This window comes from Dokdonella sp., assembly GCF_051958935.1.
In the GTDB taxonomy this organism is placed as follows: Bacteria; Pseudomonadota; Gammaproteobacteria; order Xanthomonadales; family Rhodanobacteraceae; genus Dokdonella_A.
Genome location: NZ_JBQCFP010000194.1, coordinates 1 through 23,608, shown reverse-complemented (window position 1 = coordinate 23,608; position 23,608 = coordinate 1). Strand labels below are relative to the sequence as shown.

The 23,608-nt window shown below is 67.3% G+C and carries 21 protein-coding genes and 3 tRNA genes; 14 read left to right on the top strand and 10 right to left on the bottom strand.

Annotation, left to right across the window (positions count from 1 at the left end):
• Positions 1-102 precede the first annotated feature (102 nt).
• The 6 genes from ACTHK2_RS18180 to ACTHK2_RS18155 form a co-directional block, all read right to left on the bottom strand.
• Positions 103-1,206, bottom strand: a complete 1,104-nt coding sequence (locus tag ACTHK2_RS18180) for an efflux RND transporter periplasmic adaptor subunit (RefSeq protein WP_440247146.1) — start codon at positions 1,204-1,206, stop codon at positions 103-105.
• Between the two features lie 44 nt (positions 1,207-1,250).
• On the bottom strand, positions 1,251-4,361 hold the full coding sequence (locus ACTHK2_RS18175) for an efflux RND transporter permease subunit (RefSeq protein ID WP_440247145.1): 3,111 nt from the start codon (positions 4,359-4,361) through the stop codon (positions 1,251-1,253).
• Between the two features lie 298 nt (positions 4,362-4,659).
• Positions 4,660-5,463 (bottom strand): LytR/AlgR family response regulator transcription factor, encoded by an 804-nt coding sequence (locus ACTHK2_RS18170; protein ID WP_440247144.1) that lies wholly within the window; start codon positions 5,461-5,463, stop codon positions 4,660-4,662.
• Positions 5,460-6,524 (bottom strand): sensor histidine kinase, encoded by a 1,065-nt coding sequence (locus ACTHK2_RS18165; protein ID WP_440247143.1) that lies wholly within the window; start codon positions 6,522-6,524, stop codon positions 5,460-5,462. Before ACTHK2_RS18165 ends, ACTHK2_RS18170 begins: the two co-directional genes overlap by 4 nt.
• 235 nt (positions 6,525-6,759) lie before the next feature.
• Positions 6,760-6,836: transfer RNA gene (locus tag ACTHK2_RS18160), tRNA-Asn, on the bottom strand.
• Positions 6,837-6,878: 42 nt separating this feature from the next.
• Complete coding sequence (locus ACTHK2_RS18155; protein ID WP_440247142.1) at positions 6,879-7,436, bottom strand: GspH/FimT family pseudopilin; 558 nt, start codon at positions 7,434-7,436, stop codon at positions 6,879-6,881.
• Between the two features lie 156 nt (positions 7,437-7,592).
• Between ACTHK2_RS18155 and uvrB the strand changes: the two genes are divergently transcribed.
• The 14 genes from uvrB (at position 7,593) to ACTHK2_RS18085 (ending at position 20,868) form a co-directional block, all read left to right on the top strand.
• A complete protein-coding gene (gene uvrB, locus ACTHK2_RS18150) occupies positions 7,593-9,620 on the top strand; it encodes an excinuclease ABC subunit UvrB (protein ID WP_440247141.1) in 2,028 nt (675 codons plus the stop codon).
• Between the two features lie 111 nt (positions 9,621-9,731).
• A complete protein-coding gene (locus ACTHK2_RS18145) occupies positions 9,732-11,120 on the top strand; it encodes a sensor histidine kinase (RefSeq protein WP_440247140.1) in 1,389 nt (462 codons plus the stop codon).
• The gene (locus ACTHK2_RS18140; RefSeq protein WP_440247139.1) at positions 11,117-12,061 is read left to right on the top strand and encodes a response regulator; all 945 of its coding nucleotides are present in this window, start codon (positions 11,117-11,119) and stop codon (positions 12,059-12,061) included. Before ACTHK2_RS18145 ends, ACTHK2_RS18140 begins: the two co-directional genes overlap by 4 nt.
• Positions 12,062-12,138: 77 nt before the next feature.
• Positions 12,139-12,213, top strand: a tRNA-Val gene (locus tag ACTHK2_RS18135).
• A 272-nt stretch (positions 12,214-12,485) separates the two neighbouring features.
• Positions 12,486-14,390, top strand: a complete 1,905-nt coding sequence (thrS, locus tag ACTHK2_RS18130) for a threonine--tRNA ligase (protein WP_440247138.1) — start codon at positions 12,486-12,488, stop codon at positions 14,388-14,390.
• Between the two features lie 41 nt (positions 14,391-14,431).
• On the top strand, positions 14,432-14,962 hold the full coding sequence (gene infC / locus ACTHK2_RS18125; protein WP_440247158.1) for a translation initiation factor IF-3: 531 nt from the start codon (positions 14,432-14,434) through the stop codon (positions 14,960-14,962).
• Between the two features lie 176 nt (positions 14,963-15,138).
• The gene (gene rpmI, locus ACTHK2_RS18120; protein ID WP_182532429.1) at positions 15,139-15,336 is read left to right on the top strand and encodes a 50S ribosomal protein L35; all 198 of its coding nucleotides are present in this window, start codon (positions 15,139-15,141) and stop codon (positions 15,334-15,336) included.
• 12 nt (positions 15,337-15,348) lie between these two features.
• Positions 15,349-15,708 (top strand): 50S ribosomal protein L20, encoded by a 360-nt coding sequence (gene rplT, locus ACTHK2_RS18115; protein WP_182517958.1) that lies wholly within the window; start codon positions 15,349-15,351, stop codon positions 15,706-15,708.
• 147 nt (positions 15,709-15,855) lie between these two features.
• Positions 15,856-16,848: a phenylalanine--tRNA ligase subunit alpha gene (gene pheS, locus ACTHK2_RS18110; protein ID WP_440247137.1), complete on the top strand. Its 993-nt coding sequence runs from the start codon at positions 15,856-15,858 to the stop codon at positions 16,846-16,848.
• A gap of 107 nt (positions 16,849-16,955) precedes the next feature.
• Positions 16,956-19,343: a phenylalanine--tRNA ligase subunit beta gene (gene pheT, locus ACTHK2_RS18105; protein WP_440247136.1), complete on the top strand. Its 2,388-nt coding sequence runs from the start codon at positions 16,956-16,958 to the stop codon at positions 19,341-19,343.
• A gap of 1 nt (position 19,344) precedes the next feature.
• Complete coding sequence (ihfA, locus tag ACTHK2_RS18100) at positions 19,345-19,647, top strand: integration host factor subunit alpha (RefSeq protein ID WP_131998830.1); 303 nt, start codon at positions 19,345-19,347, stop codon at positions 19,645-19,647.
• Positions 19,625-19,981 (top strand): MerR family transcriptional regulator, encoded by a 357-nt coding sequence (locus ACTHK2_RS18095; protein WP_131998828.1) that lies wholly within the window; start codon positions 19,625-19,627, stop codon positions 19,979-19,981. Before ihfA ends, ACTHK2_RS18095 begins: the two co-directional genes overlap by 23 nt.
• A gap of 80 nt (positions 19,982-20,061) precedes the next feature.
• A tRNA-Pro gene (locus ACTHK2_RS18090) sits at positions 20,062-20,138 on the top strand.
• Positions 20,139-20,235: 97 nt separating this feature from the next.
• Positions 20,236-20,868, top strand: a complete 633-nt coding sequence (locus tag ACTHK2_RS18085) for a hypothetical protein (RefSeq protein WP_440247135.1) — start codon at positions 20,236-20,238, stop codon at positions 20,866-20,868.
• On the opposite strand, the gene ACTHK2_RS18080 is transcribed toward ACTHK2_RS18085, so the two are convergent.
• From ACTHK2_RS18080 to ACTHK2_RS18065, 4 genes are all read right to left on the bottom strand, one after another.
• Positions 20,835-21,950 (bottom strand): tyrosine-type recombinase/integrase, encoded by a 1,116-nt coding sequence (locus tag ACTHK2_RS18080; RefSeq protein ID WP_440247134.1) that lies wholly within the window; start codon positions 21,948-21,950, stop codon positions 20,835-20,837. The two genes, ACTHK2_RS18085 and ACTHK2_RS18080, sit on opposite strands and share 34 nt — an antisense overlap.
• Positions 21,951-21,953: 3 nt before the next feature.
• Positions 21,954-22,151, bottom strand: a complete 198-nt coding sequence (locus tag ACTHK2_RS18075) for a hypothetical protein (RefSeq protein WP_440247133.1) — start codon at positions 22,149-22,151, stop codon at positions 21,954-21,956.
• A 3-nt stretch (positions 22,152-22,154) separates the two neighbouring features.
• Positions 22,155-23,144 (bottom strand): hypothetical protein, encoded by a 990-nt coding sequence (locus ACTHK2_RS18070; RefSeq protein ID WP_440247132.1) that lies wholly within the window; start codon positions 23,142-23,144, stop codon positions 22,155-22,157.
• A partial coding sequence (locus ACTHK2_RS18065; protein WP_440247131.1) for an RNA-directed DNA polymerase occupies positions 23,141-23,608 on the bottom strand: 468 nt, incomplete at its 5' end. The genes ACTHK2_RS18065 and ACTHK2_RS18070, both read right to left, overlap by 4 nt.

Below are 23,608 nucleotides of genomic sequence, written 5' to 3'. Positions count from 1 at the left end.
GAACGCAAGTCCGGCTACGGTAGTGCGGGGAATGATCTTGCTCCCCGCTTTCCTTCCTGTTCTTCGCGTCCTTCGTGGTTCAATCTTTCGGCTTTGCCATCGTCAGCCCGGCGGTTTCGCAGCGGTCGAGGCGACGCCGGCGACGACCTGGCTGCGTGAGGCGATCTGCACCTTCTGGCCGTCGCCGAGGCGTTCGGCGCCACGCACGACGACGAGGTCACCGGCGGCGAGCGCGCCTTCGACCTGGGTCAGCTCGCCGTCGCTCGCGCCCGCGCGCACGACGACCTTTTCGCTGGTGCCGTTGCCGCCGATGCGCATGACGTAGCTGCCGTCCGCGCGCACGACGAGCGCGTCGCGCGGTACCGCCATCGCGCGCACGGGCGTGCGCTCGGGCAGGGCGACCTCGATGGCGCTGCCGACCAGCGGTTGCGCATCGAGCAAGGCGAGGCGCAGTTCGAACTGGCGCGAGCGTTCCTCGCCGACCGGCACGACCGCGCGCACGCGCGCCTTCGACGTCTCGTCGCCGATGCGCACCGGCACTTCCATGTCCGCCTTGAGAATTTCCGCGAGCGCGAGCGGCGCCTGCACGCGTGCCTCGAGGCGGCCCGTGTCGACGAGGTGGGCGATCGACGCGCCCGTCGCGACGAACTCGCCGCGCTGCGCGAGGCGTTCGGTGACGATGCCCGGGAACGGCGCGCGCACCTCGGTCTGTTCGAGTTCGTACTGCGCCGTGCGCACGCGCGCTTCGGCTTGGCGCAGTTGCGCGCTGTACTGCTGGACCTGCGCGCGCGCCTCGTCGACCTGGTTGGCGGCGATGCTGCGGTTTTCGGCGAGCCGCTCGTAGCGCTCGCTCTGCCGCTGCGCGAGCGCGCGTTGCGCCTTGATGCGCTCGACTTCGCTGCGCGCGTCCTCCAGATGCAGGCGGATCGCTTCGTCTTCGAGTTTGGCGACGCGCTCGCCGGCCTTGAGGCGCGTGCCGACTTCGGCGACGTATTCGAGCCGGCCCGCCGCGCTCGTCGCGAGCTTGGCGTCGTCACGACTGACGACGCTGCCCGGCACCCAGCGGCGCGGTGCGATCTCGGTCACGTCCGCCTTGGCGACTTCGACGATCGTCGCCGGCGCAGCCGGCGCCTGCGCGCTGGCGATGCCGGGCAGGGCGAGCGCAAGCCCGAGGAGAAGGGAGCGGGTCCATTGCGAGCGATGCATGGTGACCTCCGGTCGTATGCGATTGCGGGTGGATTCCATCGGGTTCATGCCGCGCGTGCGACGGCCGGGTGCTGCTCGCCCGACGGCGTCGGTCCCGCGTGCACGTCGGCCTTGCGCTCGCGCGTGGTCAGGCGCATGAGGCTCGGCAGCAGCAGCAGCGAGAACACCATCGCGACCACGACGCCGCCGACGTTGACCGCGGCGAGGCCGCGGTAGATCACGCTGCCGGGACCGGGGTTGATCGCCATCGGCAGCGCGCCAAGCGCGCCGGTCAGCGTGCTCGCGAGGATCGCACGCAGGCGCTGGTTGAGCGCGAGGCGGATCGATTCCTCGAGCGTGTGGCCATGGTCCTGCGCATCGCGCGTACGGTCCACCAGCAGGATCGCGTGGTTGACGATCACGCCGACCATCATGATGAAACCGATCATGGTCAGGAGGTCGAGCGGCTGGAACGCGACCAAGCCGAGCACGCGCAGGCCGAGCACGCCGCCGACCAGCGCGACCGGCACGGTCAGCACGACGACGAGCGCGTCGCGCAGCGAGCGGAACATCGCGGCCATCAGCAGGAACAGCACGAGTAGCGCGAGCACGAAGTTCTTGGCCATCGTCGATACGGTCGCCTCGAGGCGGTCCGCGCTGCCGGCAAGGCGGATGTTCGCGTCGGCAGGCAGTTTCGCGCGCAGCGCCGGCACGACGTCCTGCTGGATCGTCTTCAGCGCGTCCTCGAGCGAGAGCGTCTGCGGCGGATCCATCGTGAGGGTCACGGTGCGGCGATGGTCGAGGCGGCGGATCTGGTTCGGGCCGAGCGCGGTCTCGAGCCGGATCACGTCGCCGAGCGGAATCACCTGCCCGTTCGGCGTCACCAGCGGTGCTTCGGCGAGCGACTCCGGCGTCTCGCGGCGGTCCGCGCGCAGGATGATCGGCAGGCGCGTCTGGCCATCGAAATACTCGCCGAGCCAGGCACCATCGCCGAGCGCACGCACGATCGTCCCGAGCGAGGCGCGATCCCAGCCGGCTTCGGCGATGCGACGGTCATCGGGGATCGCATGCAGTTCGAGCGTGGTCTGGTCGGTCGCCGGATTGGCCTGCACGTTCGCGCCGGGGAACTTCTGTTCGAGCAGCTTGCGGCCTTCCTCGGCGACGCGGTTGAGCGTTTCCGCATCGTCGCTCTGCAGATGGATCGCGACCGAGCGCGCCGAGCCGCCGACGCCGCCGAAGAGCTCCCCTTCGGTGGCGAACGCGCGCGTGTCGGGGAAGCCGACGGTGATTTCCTCGCGCATGATGCGCTCGAGGTCGCCGATGCGCTTCTCGTCGACGACGCGCGCGCCGATCGTGCCGCCGCCCGGCCAGAGCCAGATGTAGTAGTTCTTGAGTGCGGGCTGCTTCTCGCCGTTCATGTACGGCGCGAGGCGCTCGATCAGGGTGTTGCCGATCTCGCTGTTGACCTTCTCCGGGCTCATGCCGGGCGGGAAGCTGAAGAACGCGTCGATCGCCGCGCGCTTCACCGGCGGCAGGTAGTCGAGCTTGGGCAGGAAGTACCAGCTCGCGACGAGCGGCAGCACGAGCAGGCCGAACACCCAGCCGAGCTGCTTGGGCCGCGTGTCGGTCCAGCGCAGGATGCGCTCGGTCAGCGCGGGCCAGCCGTCGCCGTAACCGGACTTGAGCTTCTTCGCCTTGAGCGCGCCGGCCGCCGCGGGCAACACGGTGATCGCGACGACGATGGAGAGCGCGACCGCGATCGAGATCGTCAGCGCGAGGTCGGCGAAGATCTGCCCCTCGACATCGCGCAGGAAGAGAACGGGCAGGAACACCGCGATCGTCGTTATCGTCGAGGCGACGAGCGCGGGAACGACCTGCGCGGTGCCCTCGCGCGCGGCCTCGAGCGGCGTCATTCCGGCTTCCTTGAGGCGGATGATGTTGCCGGACACGACGATTGCGCCTTCGACCACCATGCCCACCGCGAACGCGAGGCCGGCGAGCGAGATCACGTTGAGGCTGCGGCCGCCGAGGTCGAGCGCGCCGAATGTCGCGAGCAGGCAGATCGGGATCGCGCTCGCGATCAGCACGGTCGCGCGCCAGTCGCGCATGAACCACCACACGCACAACAACGCCAGCAGCGCGCCGACGATGAGGTTCTCGGTGAGCAGGTTGACCGCGCGATGGATGAACAGCGCCGAGTCGAAGCTTTGCTCGATGCCGAGGCCGCGCGACTTGAGCGGCCCGTCGCGCAGCTCCGCGACGACCTTCTTGACCTGCTCGAGCGTGCCGAGCACGTTCGCGCCCGGCGCGCGCAACACCTGCAGGCCGATCGCAGGGTTGCCGTTCTGGTAGACGAAGAACTGCTGCTCGGGCGGCTTGCGCTCGATCGTCGCGACGTCGCCGAGCTTGATCGGCCGGCCGTCACGCCAGGCGAGCACGAGCTCGCCGAGCTGTTCGGGCGTGTAGCGCCCCGTGAAGCGCAACTGGTACTGGCGCCGGCCGACTTCGACCTGGCCGCCGGAGACGTCGTTCGCGGCCGCAGCCTTGCGCGCGATGTCCGTGATCGCGATACCCATGGCGGCCGCCTTGGCGAGGTCGACCGTGATGCGCACGTCGTCCGGTGGGCCCGCATTGACGTTGACCGAGGCGACGCCGGGCACGGCTTCGATGCGCGGCCGGATCACGTCCTCGATGTAGCGCCGATGGTTCTCGATGGGCCCCGGCGTCCCGGGCAAAAGCTGCACGAAGAACCACGACAGGGAGCTGTTCGAATCGTTGCCGCCGCCACCTAGCTGGATCACCGGGCGGTCGGCATCCTGCGGCAGGGGGCGCATGCGGTTCATGCGGCCGATCACGTCGACGAGCGCGGCGCGCATGTCGGTGCCGATCGCGAATTCGAGGTTGATGAACGCGCCGCCCGTGTTCGCATTGCCTTCGATCTGCTCGACGCCGGCGAGCCCCTGCAGGACCTGTTCCTCGGGTTCCAGCAACTGCGCCTCGACTTCCTCCGGCGAGGCCGCGCGCCAGTTCGTGAAAATGGTGATGTTCGGCCGGTCGATGTCCGGGAACAGCTGCAGCGGCAGCTTGACGAGGCTCATGCCGCCGAACAGGCAGACGAGCAGGACGGCGACGCAGACCGCGATGGGATTGCGGATCGACGCTTGGATCAGGCGCATGGCGGGACTCCCGGCTGGACGCCAGCGTGCGCCGTCGTCGCCGGGAATGGATGCGCCAGGAGTAACGAAGGTTGCGTCGGGTTCGGCGAAGCGTGCGTGGGGAGCGACGAGGCGTGAGGGGTTTCAGGGCCGAGGGCCGAGGGCGCGGGGCTGAAAAGCAGGCGCGGCCACGATCGAGCTGCTTCGTCACGCTTGAAGGGCGTCGCACCGGCCGGCCAGAGGCGCTCCCGGCTGTTCAGCCCTCAGCCCTCGCCGCAAAAGCGGCCCCGAGCCGCAGCGCCCTCCCGCCGTCGTCACCTCAATGCAACAACCTCACCTTGTCCTTGTAACTGCGCGACAACTTGAGCTGCTGGCCCGAGTCGAGGATGAGGAAATACTCGCCGTTGAGGTGCGCGCGCAGTTCCTTCACGCGACCGACGTTGACGATGGTCGAACGGTGGATGCGCTGGAACCGGCGCGGGTCGAGGCGGCTTTCGAGTTCGCGCATCGTCGCACGCAGCACATGGGTGTCCTTGCCGGTGTGCACGCACATGTAGTCGCCGGCGGCGTCGATCCAGAGGATCTCCTCGATCGGTACGCGCAGGATGCGGCCGGCATCGCGGATCGCGAGGCGCTCCTCGACCGGTTGCGCCATGCGGTCGGCATCGACGAGCGCCTCGTCGAGCGTGAGGTCGGGCTTGCCGGACACGTTGCCGAGCAGGCGCAGCAGGCGCGCGCAATGGTCGTCGGCGTCGCGCGCGGCGAGCGCACGGCGCACGCGTTCGATCGCGGCGTCGAGGCGCGCGTCCTCGATCGGCTTGAGCAGGTAGTCGATCGCATTGGCGTCGAAGGCCTGCAAGGCGTACTGGTCGTAGGCGGTCACGAACACGGTCAGCGGCAGCTGCGAGAGCGGTACCGCGCGCAGCAGTTCGAAGCCGTCGACCCCGGGCATCTGCACGTCGAGGAACATCAGGGTCGGGAGGTGTTCGGAGATCGCAAAGAAGGCCTCGCGTCCGTTCGCCGCCTCGCCGACGATCTCGATGTCGGGATGGCGTGCGAGACGCAGCGCGATGCCGCGGCGGGCGAGGGGTTCGTCGTCGACGATCAGGGCGCGGATGCTCATCGGTTGCGGTTTTCTGTGGCGGTTTCGAAGGGGAACTGCAGGCGTACTTCGGTGCCCTGCGGCTGCAGGCGCGCGATCTCGAAGTGCTGGCGATCGCCGTACAGCACGCGCAGGCGCTCGCGCGTGTTGGTGATGCCCACGCCCTGGCCGTCGCTGCGTTCGGGACGGTAACTGAGGCTGCCCGGACCGTTGTCGCGCAGCACGATGTCGAGCACACCGCCGTCGACCACGCGCGCGATGATCTCGATGCGGCCGCCTTCCTCGCGCTTGGAGATGCCGAATTTGACTGCGTTCTCGATCATCGGCTGCAGGATCAGGCTCGGCACGAGGGCGTCGCCCGCGGGCGGCGTCACCAGGATGCCGACCTTGAGGCGATCGCCGAAGCGCACCTGTTCGATCGCGAGATAACGCTGGATCGAGCCGATCTCCTGCTCGAGCGACACCTTCTGCTCGGGGTCGCTGTCGAGCGAATAGCGCAGGAAGCCGGACAGCGCGCCGACCATGCCGTTCGCCTGCTCGCTGCGGCCGTCGAGCACGAGCGTGGAGATCGCGTTGAGCGTGTTGAAGAGGAAATGCGGGTTGAGCTGGTAGCGCAGCATGCGCAGCTGCGCCTGGTGCGCCATCGCGGTCGCCTGCAGCGCGGTCTCCTTCTCGTGCTGCAGTTGGCGCGCGAGCTTGATGCCGACGTAGGCGCCGGTCCAGGCGACGAGCAACTGCAACCAGCCGAAGAAGTACGAGAGATAGCCGAGTGCGCTCTTCGGCGGCTTGCACTCCACGCACATGGTCGACACCGCGAGCCACCAGGCGTAGCCCCCGACGATCGAGGCGACGACGAGGGCCGCGATGCCCCAGCGCACGCGCTGCGCCGGCGGATGCGTCCAGGTCGCCTTGAGTACCGCGCGGATGCCGAGCGTGAGCAGGAAGCCGCAGACCGCGTCGTAGGCATTGAGCCGCCACATGTCGAGCGGCCGCCCGTAACCCATTTCGGACAGGAAGGTCTCGAGCCCATAGGCGGTCCACGCCCCGGTTTGCAGCAACCAGAACTGGCGCTGGCGGTTCATCATCGATGCGGCATGCGGCGGCTCGGACCCATCGGGGAATCATAGGATGATTCGGCCCCGCACAGGCGCGGCTCGGCGCGGCGCGACCACCGTTCGCCTTGCCGCAACGGCGCGTATCGACGACGGCGCCGATGGCGTCGCTGTCATTCACGCCCACGCGGAGTCGCGCTGCCCATGAGCCGGGCCGACGCCGAAAAAAAGAAAGGGCCGCATCGCTGCGGCCCTTTCGCATGACTGGCGCCCGAAGTTGGACTCGAACCAACGACCCCCTGATTAACAGTCAAGTGCTCTAACCAGCTGAGCTATTCGGGCGAGCCGCGTATTCTGGGTCCTGAGCGGCTGGTCGTCAAGCCTTCATCCCGCGGCGGCGAGGCAGGCCGCGGCGGCGACGGCCGTCGCCCGGCCGTGGCGTACCCGTCCGGTCGCCGACACCACGATCGTCGACGCCTCGCCCGATCCGGCGCCGCGATCGCAGACGGTCAAGGTGACGTTCGAACCCATCGCGCTGCCGTCGGGGCGGTAGTCCACGCGCAGGCGGCCGATCGTGCCGACGATGCCGACGCCGGTGTCGCGCGCCTGGTTCGTCGCGATCACGGGTTCGTCGGCGTTGCGATGGCCGTCGCGATCGAGATCGGCGAACACGAGCCAGCCCGGATGCCAATGAGTCGTCGGCTCGCAGTCGACGAAATCGCTGCTCGGGCAGGCGACCACGTGCTGGTGGCGGCTGACCGCGGCGAACCGCGCCTGGTTCAGCGAAACCTCGAGGTCGCTGCGCGCGGCCTGGCCGTGGGTGCGGCCGATCAGCCGTCCGAATGCGGGCAGTGCGATCGTCACCAGCGTGGCGATGATCGCGAGCGTGATGACGAGTTCGACGAGCGTGTAGCCGCGCCGGCGGGCGTGGGCGTGGTGCATGCGGGCCTCCGTTTCGAGTGCCCGGCGATGCTAGGAAGGCGCGCTTGCTTCGACGATCGCCGCCCTCATGTACTGAATGTAGGAAATCCGCGTGCCGCCCGGCGCGATCGTCGCGATACCTGCACCCCTATACTGAACGCCCGCGTGGAGATCGCGATGATCGAACGTTTCCAGCTCGTGTCCCCATTCAAGCCGTCGGGCGACCAGCCGAATGCGATCGCGCGCCTGCAGGAAGGGTTCGAGGCCGGCCTCGCGCAGCAGACCCTGCTCGGCGTCACCGGGTCGGGCAAGACGTTCACGATCGCCAACCTCGTCGAACGCATCCAGAAGCCGACGCTCGTGATGGCGCCGAACAAGACGCTCGCGGCGCAGCTGTACGGCGAGTTCAAGGAGTTCTTCCCGCACAACGCGGTCGAGTACTTCGTGAGCTACTACGACTACTACCAGCCGGAAGCCTACGTCCCCTCGAGCGACACCTACATCGAGAAGGACGCGTCGATCAACGAGCACATCGAGCAGATGCGCCTCGCCGCGACCAAGGCCTTGCTGTCGCGCCCGGACGCGCTCATCGTCGCGACGGTATCGGCGATCTACGGCCTCGGCGATCCCGAGGACTACCTGCAGATGCGCCTGATCCTCGCGCGCGGCGAGCACATCGACCAGCGCAAGCTGATCCGCCACCTGACCGAACTGCAGTACACGCGCGGCGACATGGACCTGCGCCGCGGCACCTACCGCGTGCGCGGCGAGGTCATCGACGTGTTCCCGGCCGAATCGGACACCGAGGCGCTGCGCATCGAACTGTTCGACGGCGAAGTCGAGAACCTGTCGCTGTTCGATCCCCTCACCGGCGCACTGCTTCGCAAGGTGCCGCGTTACGTGGTCTATCCGAAGACGCACTACGCGACGACGCGCGAGAGCGTGCTCAACGCGATCGAGACGATCAAGGCCGAGCTAAAGGATCGCCTCGCGTACCTTCATTCGGCGAACAAGCTGGTCGAGGCGCAGCGCCTCGAGCAGCGCACGCGCTTCGACATCGAGATGATGGCCGAGGTCGGCTACTGCAACGGCATCGAGAACTACTCGCGCCATCTCACGCGGCGCCAGCCTGGCGAACCGCCGCCGACATTGTTCGACTACCTGCCGCCGGACGCGCTGCTCGTCGTCGACGAGTCGCACGTGACGATTCCGCAGATCGGTGCGATGTACAAGGGTGACCGCTCCCGCAAGGAGACGCTGGTCGAGTTCGGCTTTCGCCTGCCGTCCGCGCTCGACAACCGGCCGCTCAAGTTCGCCGAGTGGGAAGAACGCGAGCCGCGCACGGTGTTCGTGTCGGCGACGCCGGGACCGTACGAGATCGACAAGTCGCAGGGCAACGTCGTCGAACTCGTCGTGCGGCCGACCGGCCTGGTCGACCCGCGCGTGGAGATCCGCCCCGCTCGCACCCAGGTCGACGACCTGCTGTCGGAGATCCACGAGCGCATCGCGCTCGGCGACCGCGTGCTCGTGACCACGCTGACCAAGCGCATGGCCGAGAACCTCACCGAGTACCTCGGCGACCATGGCATCCGCGTGCGCTACCTGCACTCGGACATCGAGACGGTCGAACGCGTCGAGATCATCCGCGACCTGCGCCTGGGCAAGTTCGACGTGCTGGTCGGCATCAACCTGCTGCGCGAGGGCCTGGACATGCCCGAGGTCTCGCTGGTCGCGATCCTCGACGCCGACAAGGAAGGCTTCCTGCGCTCGACGGGCTCGCTGATCCAGACGATCGGGCGCGCCGCGCGCAACCTGCGCGGAACGGCGATCCTGTACGCGGACAACGTCACGCGTTCGATGCAGGCGGCGATCGACGAGACCGATCGCCGCCGCGCCAAGCAGGTCGAGTACAACGAAGCGCACGGCATCGTGCCGACCTCGGTCGTGCGCAAGGTCACCGACGTCATGGAAGGCGCGCGCGCCGAAGGCGACGCGGAGCAGGGGCGTGGCCGCGGCCGCGGCAGCCAGCGCAAGGTCGCCGATGCCGCGCCGGATTACCGCCTGCTGACGCCCGAGCAGGTCGCCGCGAAGATCCGCCAGCTCGAGGCGCAGATGTACAAGCACGCGCAGGACCTCGAATTCGAGGACGCGGCGCGCCTGCGCGACGAGATCCATCGCATCCGCGAGCAGGGGTTGATCGGCTGAGCGTCGCGTGCGGCGTCAACTTCGTCACACGCCTGTCGCGCGCCTGACCTAGGCTGCGCCTGTTCCGGTTATCCGCGCGTGCCGCGCGCCCGCCGAAGATTCCTCGCCGCGATGACTGCCGCCCTGCAGGCGTTCCCGACCGCCCCGATCGCCTCCGACGCCGCTCCGCGCGGCGCCGCCAACGTCGCCGGTGCGCGCGAGCGCGCGCCGTTGCCCGGCTTGGCCGGCCTGCTGCTCGCGACCGAACCGGTGCGCCCCGAGACGAGCGTGCTCGACGTCGCGCAGCGGTTCCTCGATCCGCGCCACGCCGGGCTCTTGAGCCTGCCGGTCGTCGCGGTCGGCGGCCGGCCGGTCGGCATGATCAGCCGCTACGAACTCATGCGCGTGTTCCTGCAGCCGTATGGCCGCGAGTTGTACGGGCGGCGGCCGATCACCGCGCTGATGGATCGCGCCCCGCTCGTGTTGCCGCTGTCGACTTCGATCGACGAGGCCGCGCGCACGATCGCCTCACATGTCAAGAGCCCGATCACGGATGATTTCGTCCTCGTCGACGACTCTGGCTACGCCGGCACCGGCCTCGTGATCGACGTGCTGCATACGGTCGAGCATCGCCTCGCCGAGCGCACGCGCGAACTCGAGCGCGCCTACGCACGCCTGAAGTCGTCGCAGTCGCAGCTCGTGCAGTCGGAGAAGATGGCTTCGCTCGGCCAGATGGTCGCGGGGCTGGTGCACAAGATCAACACACCGCTAGGCTACGTGCGCAACAACGTCGAGATGACGCGCACCGCGCTCGGCGACGCCGCTCGGCTGGTGTCGGCGCAGCAGGCGGTCATCGACGCGCTGGCCGGCGACGCGGAGCCGGATGGCGACCTCGACACGCTTTTCGCCGAGGTCGGCCACCTGCGCACGCGCGTCGACGCGGCCGCGCTGGACGACCTGTGCGGCCTGCTCGATGACACCGTGCACGGCGTCGGGCAGATTGGCGAGCTCGTGCTCAACCTCAAGGACTTCAGCCGCCTCGACCAAGCCGGCCTGCAGAAGGCCGACATCAACCGCCTCGTCGAGGGCGCGCTGCGCATCGTCGCCCACGTGCTGCGCAAGCGCGACATCGAGGTCGTGCTCAAGCTCGGCGAGATTCCGCTGCTCGATTGCGCCCCCGCGCAGATCAACCAGGTGCTGCTCAACCTGCTCAGCAACGCGGCGCAGGCGATCGAGCACGAGCGCGGACGCATTGTCGTCGCGACGCAGGCGCTCGACCGGCGCGTGCTCGTCGTGGTCGAAGACAATGGCAAGGGCGTCGAGGCCGAGCACCTGCCGCGGGTGTTCGACCCGTTCTTCACGACCAAGCCCGTCGGGCAGGGCACGGGATTGGGGCTCGCGATCTCGCACCAGATCATCGAGCAGCACGGCGGCGCGATCCGCGTGAGTTCGAAGCCGGGCACGGGCACGCGCTTCCTCGTCGTGCTGCCCGTGTCCGGCGCGGCCGGGGCGGTGCCGTGAACGCATCGCTTCCTTGCGTGCTGTTCGTCGACGACGAGGAGCGCATCCTGCGTTCGCTGCGCATGCTGTTCCGCGGCCGGTGCGAGATCCTCACGACGACCTCGGGGAGCGAAGCGGCCGAGTGGGTGCGCCGGCGGCCCGTGCACGTCGTCGTCAGCGACCAGCGCATGCCCGGCATGACCGGCGTCGAGGTGCTGCGTGAAGTCGCGGCGCAGTCGCCCGCGACGATGCGCATCCTGTTGACCGGCTACGCCGACATGGATGCGGTCACCGCCTCGGTCAATGACGGGGAGATCTGGCGCTTCATCGAGAAGCCGTGGGTCGCGCGTTACCTCGTCGACACGGTCGAGCACGCCGCGCGCGTCGCGCAGCACGATTTCGCGCTCGCCGTCGCGCGCCTCGCCGTGCCTCCGCCGCCCGTCGTGGGGAACGCGCCGATCGCCGCGCGCATCGCCGTTCTCGACAACGAAGGTTCGCTCGCCGCGCAGGTGCGCGACGTGCTGCCGGCCGCGGTACGCGTCGAGCACGCGTTCGACCTGGAAAGCACGCTTGAATTGCTCGCCGACCACGACGTCGCGGTCGTGATCGCGCGCTTGTCGAGCACGGACGGTGACGTCGCCGACGCCCTCAAGCAGCTCAAGCGGCTGCGGCCGGCGACGCTCGCGATCGTCGTGTCGTCGCTGCGCGACAGCCGCCTGCTGATCGGCCTGATCAACGAGGGGCAGGTGTTCCGCTTCCTGCTGCAGCCGGCGCCGCGCGAACTCTTGCGGCGCGGTCTCGCCGCCGCGCTCGAACGGCACGCGCACCTGCGCGCGCAATCGGACCTGCTGCAGCGGCACGCGGTCGACGCGCCTCGGCAGGAACCCATTGCGACGACCACCGGCCGCCTGCTGCGGGCCTGGCGACGGCTCCGCGAAGCGGCGACGCTGCGCAGCGCCTGACTCGTGCAAGAAGCGGTTGTCCTGCCGCGGAGCCTGTGCTACCTTGCGCGCCCCTCGCAGGTCCCGACCTGCGATGCGGGCGGTTAGCTCAGCGGTAGAGCACTACCTTGACATGGTAGGGGTCACAGGTTCGATCCCTGTACCGCCCACCAGTTACTTGTGCCATCGACCCGATGGCGGAAGCTGGAAGGAGAACCGGCCATCCATGGCCGGACTCTTGAAGTGAAGCATGAGCCGGCTTTCGGGCCGGGAGATCCCGGGAGCCGTAGTTCGAAAGAACACGATCACCATGACGCGAACCTTCGACATCATCGACTGATATCCGCGAAAGGTTTCCCGTAATGAACAAAAAAGGGCGCCTGGGCGCCCATTTTTTTCTTGGCCGAAGGCCGCCGCGGCGGCTTCGCAACCGGAAGAACATCCCATGATCAGCATCACGCTCCCGGACGGCAGCCAGAAGCAGTTCGACCACCCGCCCAGCGTGCAGGACGTCGCCGCATCGATCGGCGCCGGCCTCGCCAAGGCCGCGCTCGCGGGCAAGATCGACGGCCAGCTCGTCGACACGAGCCGTGTGATCGACCACGACGCGCGCCTCGAGATCGTCACCGAGAAGAGCCCCGAGGCGCTCGAGATCATCCGGCATTCGACCGCGCACCTGCTCGCGCAGGCGGTGCAGCGGCTGTTCCCGTCGGCGCAGGTCACGATCGGCCCGGTTATCGACAACGGTTTCTATTACGACTTCGCGTTCGAGCGGCAGTTCACGCCCGATGACCTCGCCGCGATCGAGGAGGAGATGAGGAAGATCGCCGCGCAAGCCCTGCCGGTATCGCGTTCAGTGATGCCGCGCGACGAGGCGGTCGCGTTCTTCCGCGCCAAGGGCGAGGAGTACAAGGCGCAGATCATCGAGGGCATTCCGGCGAACGAGGCGCTGTCGCTGTACGAGCAGGGCGAGTTCACGGACCTCTGCCGCGGCCCGCACGTGCCGAATACGAGCCGGCTCAAGAGCTTCAAGCTCATGAAGGTCGCCGGTGCGTACTGGCGCGGTGATTCCAGCAACGAGATGCTCTCGCGCATCTACGGCACCGCCTGGCTCAACGACAAGGACCTTGCGGCCTACCTGCACCAGCTCGAGGAAGCGGAGAAGCGCGATCACCGCAAGATCGCCAGGCAGCTCGACCTGTTCCACCTGCAGGAAGAAGCGCCCGGTCTCGTGTTCTGGCATCCCAAGGGCTGGCAGATCTGGCAGGTCGTCGAACAGCGCATGCGCAAGGTGTACCGCGAGAGCGGCTACCAGGAAGTGCGCTGCCCGCAGATCCTCGACGTGTCGTTGTGGAAGCGTTCGGGCCACTGGGACAACTACAAGGACAACATGTTCTTCACCGAGTCCGAGAAGCGGACGTATGCGTTGAAGCCGATGAACTGTCCTGGCCACGTGCAGGTGTTCAACTCGACGCTGCACAGCTACCGGGACCTGCCGATCCGCTACGGCGAATTCGGCGCCTGCCACCGCAACGAGCCGTCGGGCGCGCTGCACGGCATCCTGCGCGTGCGTGGCTTCACCCAGGACGACGGCCACATTTTCTGCACCGAGGACCAGATCGAGGCCGAGGTGACCGCATTCCATCGCCAGGCGATGCAGGTCTACACCGAATTCGGCTTCAGCGACGTGCAGCTGAAGATCGCCCTGCGCCCGGAACCGCGCCTCGGCGACGATGCGACCTGGGACAAGGCCGAGAACGCACTGCGCTCTGCGCTGCGCGCGGCCGGGGTCCAATGGCAGGAGCTGCCGGGCGAAGGCGCGTTCTACGGGCCGAAGATCGAATACCACCTCAAGGACGCGATCGGCCGCACCTGGCAGCTCGGCACCATGCAGGTCGATTTCATGATGCCAGGGCGCCTCGGCGCCGAGTACGTCGACGAGCATAGCCAGAAACGGCATCCGGTCATGCGCCCACGAGCGATCGGCGGCGCGATGGAGCGTTTCATCGGCATCCTCATCGAAAACCATGCCGGCGCGTTCCCGCCGTGGCTGGCGCCGGTGCAGGCGGTCGTCATGAACATCACCGACGCCCAGGCCCCGTACGTGAGCGAAGTGGCGCAAGCCCTTGTGGCTAAAGGTTTCCGAGTCGAGGCCGATTTGCGAAACGAGAAGATCGGCTATAAAATCCGCGAACACACGTTGGACAAGGTGCCCTACCTCCTCGTCGCGGGCGACCGGGAAAGGGAGGCGGGGGCCGTCGCCGTGCGTACGCGCGCGGGCGAGGATCTCGGCTCCATGCCGCTTTCCGCCTTCGTCGAACGTCTTGAGGCCGAGTGCTCCCGAACCTGAACGGGCGCGCCCGGGAACGATTTCCCTTGGAGGATTGACGTATCGCCACCGATAGCAAGCCGAACCGCAGGAACCACGAAATCCGTGTTCCGCGAGTCCGCGTGATTGGCGCCGAAGGGGAGCAGGTCGGAATCCTGTCCCGTGACGAAGCGCTCGCCATGGCCCAGGACGCGGGCCTGGATCTGGTCGAGATCCAACCGAACGGCGACCCGCCGGTCTGCCGCATCATGGATTTCGGCAAGTTCAAGTTCGAGGCGCAGAAGAAGGCGCACGCGGCCAAGAAGAAGCAGAAACAGGTCGAGATCAAGGAACTGAAGTTCCGCCCGGTCACCGACATCGGCGACTACCAGATCAAGCTGCGCAACCTGCGCCGCTTCCTCGAGGAGGGCGACAAGGTCAAGATCACGATCCGCTTCCGCGGTCGCGAGATGACGCACCAGGAACTGGGCGAGGCGATGGTCAAGAAGATCGCCGCCGAAATCGCCGAGGAAGCGGTGATCGAGCAGTACCCGAGGATGGAAGGGCGCCTCATGGTCATGATGGTCGCTCCGAAGAAGAAGCAGCCGCAGTAGCTGCTTTTGCGAGAAATGCGGCGAGGACGCCGCGGATTCCGCGCCAGGACGGCGCACACGTGCAAGACAGGACGGGACCCGGAGTCCGGGTCACACAAGCCGGAACGAGCAGGACGGAAAGCGTGGCGAACGCCACCGCTCGCGCCAGTAACGAAAATCACCGAAGGAGTTGGGTCATGCCCAAGATGAAGACCAACCGGGCCGCTGCGAAGCGGTTCCGCAAGACCGCGTCCGGCAAGTTCAAGTGCGGCCACGCGTTCAAGAGCCACATCCTCACGAAGAAGGCCACCAAGCGCAAGCGCGGCCTGCGTGCGACCAACCACGTGCGCAAGGAAGACGCCGGTCGCGTCTCCCGCATGCTGCCGTACGCGTAAGGAGGATCGACCATGGCACGAGTCAAGCGCGGCGTCATCGCCCACCGTCGTCACAAGAAGATCCTCGGCAAGGCCAAGGGTTACTACAACGCGCGCCGCAAGGTTTTCCGCGTCGCCAAGCAGGCCGTCACGAAGGCGCACCAGTACGCCTACATCGGCCGCAAGCAGAAGAAGCGCAACTTCCGCGCACTGTGGATCGTCCGCATCAACGCGGGTGCGCGTCAGTTCGGCCTGTCCTACAGCCGCCTGATGAACGGCCTCAAGAAGGCCGGCATCACGATCGATCGCAAGGTGCTCGCGGACATCGCCGCGCACGACATCAAGGCGTTCGGTGCGCTCGCGGAGAAGGCCAAGGCCAGCCTGGCGGCGTAGTTTTTGCCATCGTCCGCCGCGGGAACGAGCGTGGTGCAGGGTTGCGCCGACGTTCCTTCCGCACCGGACCGATAGTCGAAGCACACGCGGGGAGGAGGCCAGGGCCTCCTCCCCGTTTTCGTTTGCGTTCCACCCACGGGAATCCCGATGGACGTACTTGAGGACATCCAGCGCGCGCTCGACCAGATCGCGACGGCCGACACGCTCGAGGCGCTCGACGCGCAGCGCGTCGCACTGCTCGGCAAGAGCGGCGCGATCACCGCGGCGCTGAAGACGCTCGGCTCGCTGCCGCCGGAAGAGAAGAAGGCACGCGGCGCCGAGGTCAATCGCGCGAAAGAGCGCATCGCCGATGCGATCGCCGCGCGCAAGCTGGCGCTCGAACAGGCCGAACTCGCGCACCGGCTCGCGTCCGAGCGCGTCGACGTGACCCTGCCGGGCCGGCGCGGAACACGCGGCGGGCTGCACCCGATCACGCGCACCCTCGATCGCGCGATCGAGATCTTCGCGCGGCTCGGCTACGAACTCGCCGACGGTCCCGAGATCGAGACCGACTGGTACAACTTCGAGGCGCTCAACTTCCCGCCCGACCATCCGGCGCGGACGATGCACGACACGTTCTGGTTCCCGGATGGCCGCCTCCTGCGCACGCACACCTCGCCCGTGCAGATCCGCGCGGCGACCGGGCGCACGCCGCCGATCCGCGTCATCTCGGTCGGCAAGGTCTACCGCAGCGATTCGGACCAGACCCACTCGCCGATGTTCCACCAGATCGAGGGCCTGCTCGTCGGCGAGGACGTGAGCTTCGCCGACCTCAAGGGCACGCTCGCCGAATTCGTGCGCGCGTTCTTCGAGCGTGACTTCGAGATGCGTTTCCGGCCGAGCTATTTCCCGTTCGTCGAGCCGGGCGCGGAAGTGGACATCCGGTGGGACCGCGAAGACGGCACGCAGTCGTGGCTCGAGGTGCTCGGCTGCGGCATGGTGCACCCGAACGTGCTGCGCAACTGCGGCATCGACCCGGAGCGCTACACCGGCTTCGCGTTCGGCATGGGCGGCGAGCGCTTCGCGATGCTGCGCTACGGCGTCAACGACCTGCGCCAGTTCTTCGACAACGACCTCAGGTTCCTCAGGCAATTCGCCTGAGGAATGGGAATGGGGAATCGGGAATGGAGAATCGAAAAGCCAGCCCGGCTCCCGATTGCCCGTCTTGACCATTCCCGACTCCCCACTCCCCATCCCCGGCTCAGATCATGAAATTTAGCGAAAACTGGCTGCGCGAACTCGTCGACATCCCGGTCGACCGTGACGCCCTCATGCACCGCCTGACGATGGCTGGCCTCGAGGTCGAGGGCGTCGAACCACTCGGCGGCGCGCTCGCGGGTGTCGTCGTCGGCGAGATCGTCGCCTGCGCGCCGCATCCGAACGCGGACAAGCTGCGCGTGTGCGAAGTCGCCGCGGGTGATGGCGCGCCGCTCGCGATCGTCTGCGGCGCACCGAATGCGCGCCTTGGGCTGAAGGCGCCACTCGCGACGATCGGCACGACGATGCCGAACGGCATGGAGATCAAGCGCGCCGCGCTGCGCGGGGTCGAGTCGAACGGCATGCTCTGCTCGGCGAAGGAACTGGGTATCGACGCCGATGCGTCGGGCCTCATGGAATTGCCGGCCGACGCGCCGGTCGGCACGCCGCTCGCACGTTACCTCGGCCTCCCCGATGCGAGCATCGAGATCAAGCTCACGCCGAACCGGCCCGACTGCCTCAGCGTGCTCGGCCTCGCGCGCGACGCGTCCGCGTTGTTCGGCGGTGCGCTGCACGATCCGGCGAGCGCACCCGTCGCGGCCGCGCACGAGGCAACGCGCGCGGCAACACTCGACGCCGGCGCGGACTGCCCGCGCTATTGCGGCCGCGTCATCGAGGCCATCGACGCCGGCGCGAAGACGCCGCTGTGGATGACCGAGCGCCTGCGCCGCAGTGGCGTGCGCCCGGTCAGCGCGCTCGTCGACGTGACCCAGTACGTGATGCTCGAACTCGGCCAGCCGATGCACGCCTACGACGACGCGAAGCTCGACGGGCCCATCTCGGTGCGCCGCGCACGCGCGGGCGAACGCGTGAAGCTGCTCGACGGCACCGAGCACGGGCTCGACGACGGCTTCCTCGTCATCGCCGATCGCGCCGGCGTGCACGGCCTCGCCGGCATCATGGGCGGTCATGATTCGCGCGTCACGGACACGACGACGACGGTGTTCCTCGAAGCGGCGCACTTCGCGCCGGGCGCGATCATGGGCCGCGCGCGGCGACTCGGCCTGCACACCGATGCCTCGCACCGCTTCGAGCGTGGCGTGGACCCGCAGATGCCGCGCCGTGCGATCGAGCGCGCGACCGCGCTGATCCTCGCGATCGCCGGCGGCCGCCCCGGCCCGGTCACCGAGGCCGTCCTCGCGGCGGACCTGCCAGCCCGGGCCGCGGTCACGCTGCGCCGCACGCGCCTCGCGCGCCTGCTCGGCATCGACGTCGCCGACGCGGAGGTCGAGCGCATCCTGCGTGCTCTCGGCATGCAGGTCGAGGCGACCGCGGAAGGCTGGCGTGCGACGCCGCCGAGCCACCGCTTCGACATCCAGATCGAGGAGGACCTCATCGAGGAGGTCGTGCGCGTGCACGGCTACGAGCGCGTGCCGACGCGTGCGCCGCGCGGCGAACTGCTCGGCCCGGCGTTGCCGGAAGCACGCCTGGAGATCTCGCGGCTGCGCGCGCAGCTCGTCGCGCGCGACTACGCCGAGGCGATCTGCTACGCCTTCGTGCCGCACGACCTGCTGCGCACCTGGCAACTCGACGACGGCGCCGTCGCGCTCGCCAATCCGCTCTCGGCCGATCTCGGCGTCATGCGCACCTCGCTGCTGCCCGGACTCGTCGCCGCGCTCGCGGCGAACCGCCGCCGCCAGCAGGCGCGCGTGCGGCTGTTCGAGGTCGGCCGGGTGTTCTCGGGCGGCAGCGCCGCGGATCCCTCGCCGGTCGAGCGCGACCGGATCGCCGGCGTCGCCTGCGGGCGCGCGGTCGCCGAAAACTGGGCGAGCGACGCGCGCGCACTCGACTTCTTCGACGTCAAGGGCGACGCACAATCGCTGTTCGCGTTGACCAATGCCGCGGATGCGTTCAGCTTCGCACCCGGCGGCCCGACCTGGTTGCATCCGGGGCAGGCGGCCGAGGTGCGGCGCGACGGCGAGGTGGTCGGCTGGATCGGCGCGCTGCACCCGGATCTGCTCGCCAGGCTCGATATCGACGAAGACGTGTTCGCGTTCGAATTCGACGTCGCCAAGGTGTCGGCGCGCGAGCTTCCCCGCGCCGAAGCGGTCTCGCGCTATCCGTCGGTGCGCCGCGACCTCTCCTTCGAATTGCCTGAAGCGGTGCCGTATGCGGCCGTGGAAGCCGCGATTCGTGACGCGGTTGGCGAAACGCTCGCACAGGTGGTCCTGTTCGATCGCTACGCGGGTCCAAACCTCGGCCACGGGATCAAAAGTCTCGCTATTGGCTTGATTTTGCAGGACCGTTACCGCACGCTTACGGATCAGGACGCTGACCGCTGCACGGCTCTCGCGGTTACCGCACTGGAATCGGTTTGCAAAGCAAAGTTGCGAGGGTAGGATGGCGTTGACGAAGGCGGAGATGGCCGAGCGCCTGTTTCTGGACGTCGGTCTCAACAAACGCGAAGCCAAGGAATTCGTCGACGCGTTCTTCGAAGTCGTACGCGATGCGCTTGAAAAAGGGGAGCAGGTGAAGTTGTCCGGTTTCGGCAACTTCGATCTGCGTTTCAAGAATCAGCGTCCAGGGCGTAACCCCAAGACCGGCGTGGAGATTCCGATTTCCGCGCGGCGGGTGGTGACGTTCCGTCCGGGACAGAAACTGAAGGTCCGGGTCGAAGCCTATGCTGGATCAGGGCAGCAATAGCGAACTTCCGGTCATCCCGGCGAAACGCTATTTCACCATTGGCGAGGTCAGCGAACTCTGTGCGGTCAAGCCGCATGTGTTGCGCTATTGGGAACAGGAGTTTCCCAACCTCAAGCCCGTGAAACGGCGCGGCAACCGCCGTTATTACCAGCGCCACGACGTGCTGATGATCCGCCAGATCCGGTCGCTGCTGTACGACCAGGGTTTCACGATCACCGGTGCGCGCCAGCGCCTGGAAGGCTCGCAGGCGCGGGTGGAGTCGAGCATTTCCAACCAGATCGTGCGCCAGGTGCGCATGGAGCTGGAAGAAGTGCTGCAGATCCTGCGTCGCTGAGCCTGCAAAGCATCTGCTAGAATCGTCGGCTCCCAAGCGGGAGCGGCCCGATACGGCCGCCTCCTGCAGCAAAGCATCGTCGGGGCGTAGCGCAGCCTGGTAGCGCACCAGTCTGGGGGACTGGTGGTCGTCGGTTCGAATCCGGCCGCCCCGACCATTACTGCATTGCAGATCAGATAGTTAGGTGCGTGCCGATTTCCGCGCCTCCCTATTCCTCCCTATTTCCTCCCTAACACCAATGGCGGAATGGGCAGATGGATACAGAAAACTTCCTCTATGGGTTTCTGGGCTGGCTGGCCGGCGTACTGGCTCCCGTCATCACTGACGGGATCAAGGAAGGCCGTAGGACTGTTCGCGTAAGGCAGGCGATAAAATCGGAGCTGCACGGGCATGCCCGTCGCCTAGCTATCGCCTATAAGGCAGTGGAAACCAACCGCGGACGCTTCAAACGCGCCGAGATCGAATGGGTGCGTGGCGTAATCCTAAGGCACAGGGGCGAGGACGCCCTCGTAAACGCTCTCGGTAAGCTGTTGGCAGGATCCGACGGCGAATTGGAGGCGCTCGCAGTTCTGTCGAGTACAAACAACCTGCCGGCCCTCCGAGAAAACAAACTGCCGTATCTCACGTCGAAGCTTCCGACTGTCGAGTCGTTCCAGGAACGTGAACTCCAAGCACTACTTGCGGTAGTCGAGCAAACAGAGCAGTTCAACTCTTTGGCGAGGGATGCCGAGTACTGGGGTCGGCAAACCTTCGTAGGTAGCGATGCAGATCGCCAAAGATCCTCAAACAATGCGGTCACTTCCTTGGAAAATGCTTCGCGTAAGGCTAAGGACGTCGTCGACGAAATCGAAGCCTATTTGGCCTTGCCGGAACCCAAGCTTGCCTGACCTGCCTCAACATTCGTCCATGGCGCCTCATGGCCCTCGAGGTAGTGCGTCGTCATAGCGACGTCAGAGTGAGCGGCGAGCTGCTGGATCTGCTCGTCCTTCCAGCCCTGCTCGCGGAGCAAGGCGATGCCCAGGCTGCGCACCTCGTGGAAGGTCGGCGGGTTGCCGCCGGCGATCTCGGCCCGGTCACGGGCTTCGGCGAACGCCCGGGAAAGCTGCTCCGGCAGCACCTGGGTATGGTGGTCGCGGACCTTAGCGCGGAGCTCCCGCGGCCGCGCCTTCTCGGGCAGGCGGTGCACGACGTAGGGCGACAGGACGCCGTCGCGGCAGCGCTGCAGGACCTCAGCGAGAGCGCCATCCGCGGCGATGCGCAGACGCTTCCCGGTGGTGCCCTCGGTCTTGCTCGGGACGACCCAGAGCGCGTCATCGTGGTAGTCGGCGAAGCGCAGCGAAACGACGTCCTCGCGCCGCAGCAGGGTCAGCAGGCTCAGGTCCATGGCGTTGCGCAGCCACGGCTCGGCCTTCTCCCAAATCGCCTCGTACGCGTCCTTCGTGAGGCGATCGCGCTTGCGCTCGAAGTGCGCCTTGCGGATCTGCAGGGCTGGATTCGTTTCCATCCAGCCTTCCTCGACCGCGCACGCGCAGATCCACGAAAGGACCAGGCGCAGCTGCTGGCGACCGCGCGCCGATTCGGTGGCCTCGCGGACGTACGCCGCGCATTCGCGCACGCTGAAGGCGGAGCACTCATGGGTGCCGCGCTCGCGCTCGATGCGGCGCAGGATCTGGTCGTACCCGAGGGCGGTTTTCTCGCCCCAGCGGCGCGACGGCATGTCATCCTTGCGGAAGATCGCGATCGCGTCGGCCAGCGTCTCCGACCGGGCGACCACGCGGGCGACGAGATCGTTGGACGGGATGAGGAGCGCGTTGAGCTTGCGCGCCGCTTCGAATGCGCGCGCGCGGTCGGTGCCCATCCAGGCGTCCTTGCGGCTGACCGGATGCCGGTACTTGAACCCGTTCTTGCACGGGTAGAGATTGGCCGGCCAACCCGCCCGGCTGCTCGATCGCTGACGGCCCATGCCCATAGGCTACCCCGCCTCGAGGACGCGCTGCACCAGCTCGTCGCCGCCGGCCAGCCAGGCGTGCTCGTCGATGAACCAGCTGCCGCCGATCTTCTTGGCCGGGACCGCCCCGTTCTGCATCCACCGGCGCACGGTCGTCTCCGGCGGCCGGCTGGACTCGTCGAAGTACTTCTCGGACCAGGACGCGGGCGTGAGCAGGCGCATGGGCTACGCGCTCCCGTTGTCGTGCTGCGGCGGAGAGGGGGCGGCTGTGGTGGGGCACAGATACTGCGGAGCCTTGTGATCTTCCACGAGGCACCCACAATGATCGCATCGCGGGAAATACGTCCCCGTGTTCGGCATCGGCACGCTCACCGCTTGCGCGGGCGATGCGGAAAGGCGCTTGCATTCTTCCCGCATGTTAGTAAGTGCGCGGAACATTCCGTTACGTTCATTTTCCATTCGTTCGATGCGTGCAGTTCTACCGCGCAGCTCTGACCGGGCGATATTCCTTTCTGCGCGCCAACGAATTGCAGCCTTGCGCAGCTCCGGTCCTCTAAGCTCCCTGAGTAGCGCCTTCGGGGCGTCGTCAAGTTCCGCTCCGGCAGGTTGCGATGCGTGGCGCGAGGCGAAGGATTCCAAACCGGCACGGATATCCTCGTTCGATAGCCAAGTATCTTTCGATGCCTTGCGATAGGCTCTCACATCCTCATCGCTAACCGCGCCAGAGGCAGGAGCGGGTGGGGCGGCTGGTACAGCTGCCGCGTCGGTGTCGTCGTTCTCGGCCAGCTTTCGTGCCAGCCATTCAACCGAGAAGCCACGCAACTGCGGAGCATTGACCGGCCTTGCAAGCAGTTCGCGAGCTTCGGCAACGAGCGCGCATCGCGAGCAGTTCCGCGACCACGGTCCCGGCTCGTGGTCGTCCTTCAATACGTCGATCATCCGGCGCAATACATCGGCCTGTTCACTGGTTCGCAACGTCTCAAGCTGGAACTTCCTACGCTCTTCATCGAACGCAGCATGCCAATCCGTCGCAACCGGCGCATCCGCTGGCGCTGAGGCTTGGGCAATCTCCTTCGCCCGCTCGTTCAGGTCGATCCAGACCTTCGGAGCCGACAAATGGCACGTGCACTCGGCGCGCATCCGTTCCTCCAGTGCACGGCCGAGGAACAGCGTGGGGGCGAGTTCGCCCACAAGGGGAAGAGTCGTCGCGGTCATGATGAATCTCCGAGTTGGATGAGTCGCTCGCTCAGGCGGTGAGCATTGGCGTGTTCGAAGTGGCCCAGATAGCTGGCGACCACGGCTCGCAGTCGATCGCTACGTTCATGGCGATGCAGCCGTCGCGCCGCGCGGACCGCCTCGAAGGCATGGCGCACGACGCGCGGCCTTACGCGCGTATATGTCGGAAAGATCACGTAGCCGAGGAAGTCAACGCCGTCGCCCAGTGGCCTCAGGCGCTGGTCGGCCTTCAGGGACAGGCGCAGGCGATCGCGTAGGAAGGCCTCGATCCGCGCTCGCCACGCATCAAGCTGCGCCAGCTCGTGATGGACGAGCACGAAGTCGTCGACGTAGCGCACGTATCGCTTGGCGCGCAGCGTGTGTTTGACGAACTGGTCAAGCTCGTTGAGGTAGACGTTCGCGAAAAACTGCGATGATAGATTGCCGATGGGCAGGCCATGCCC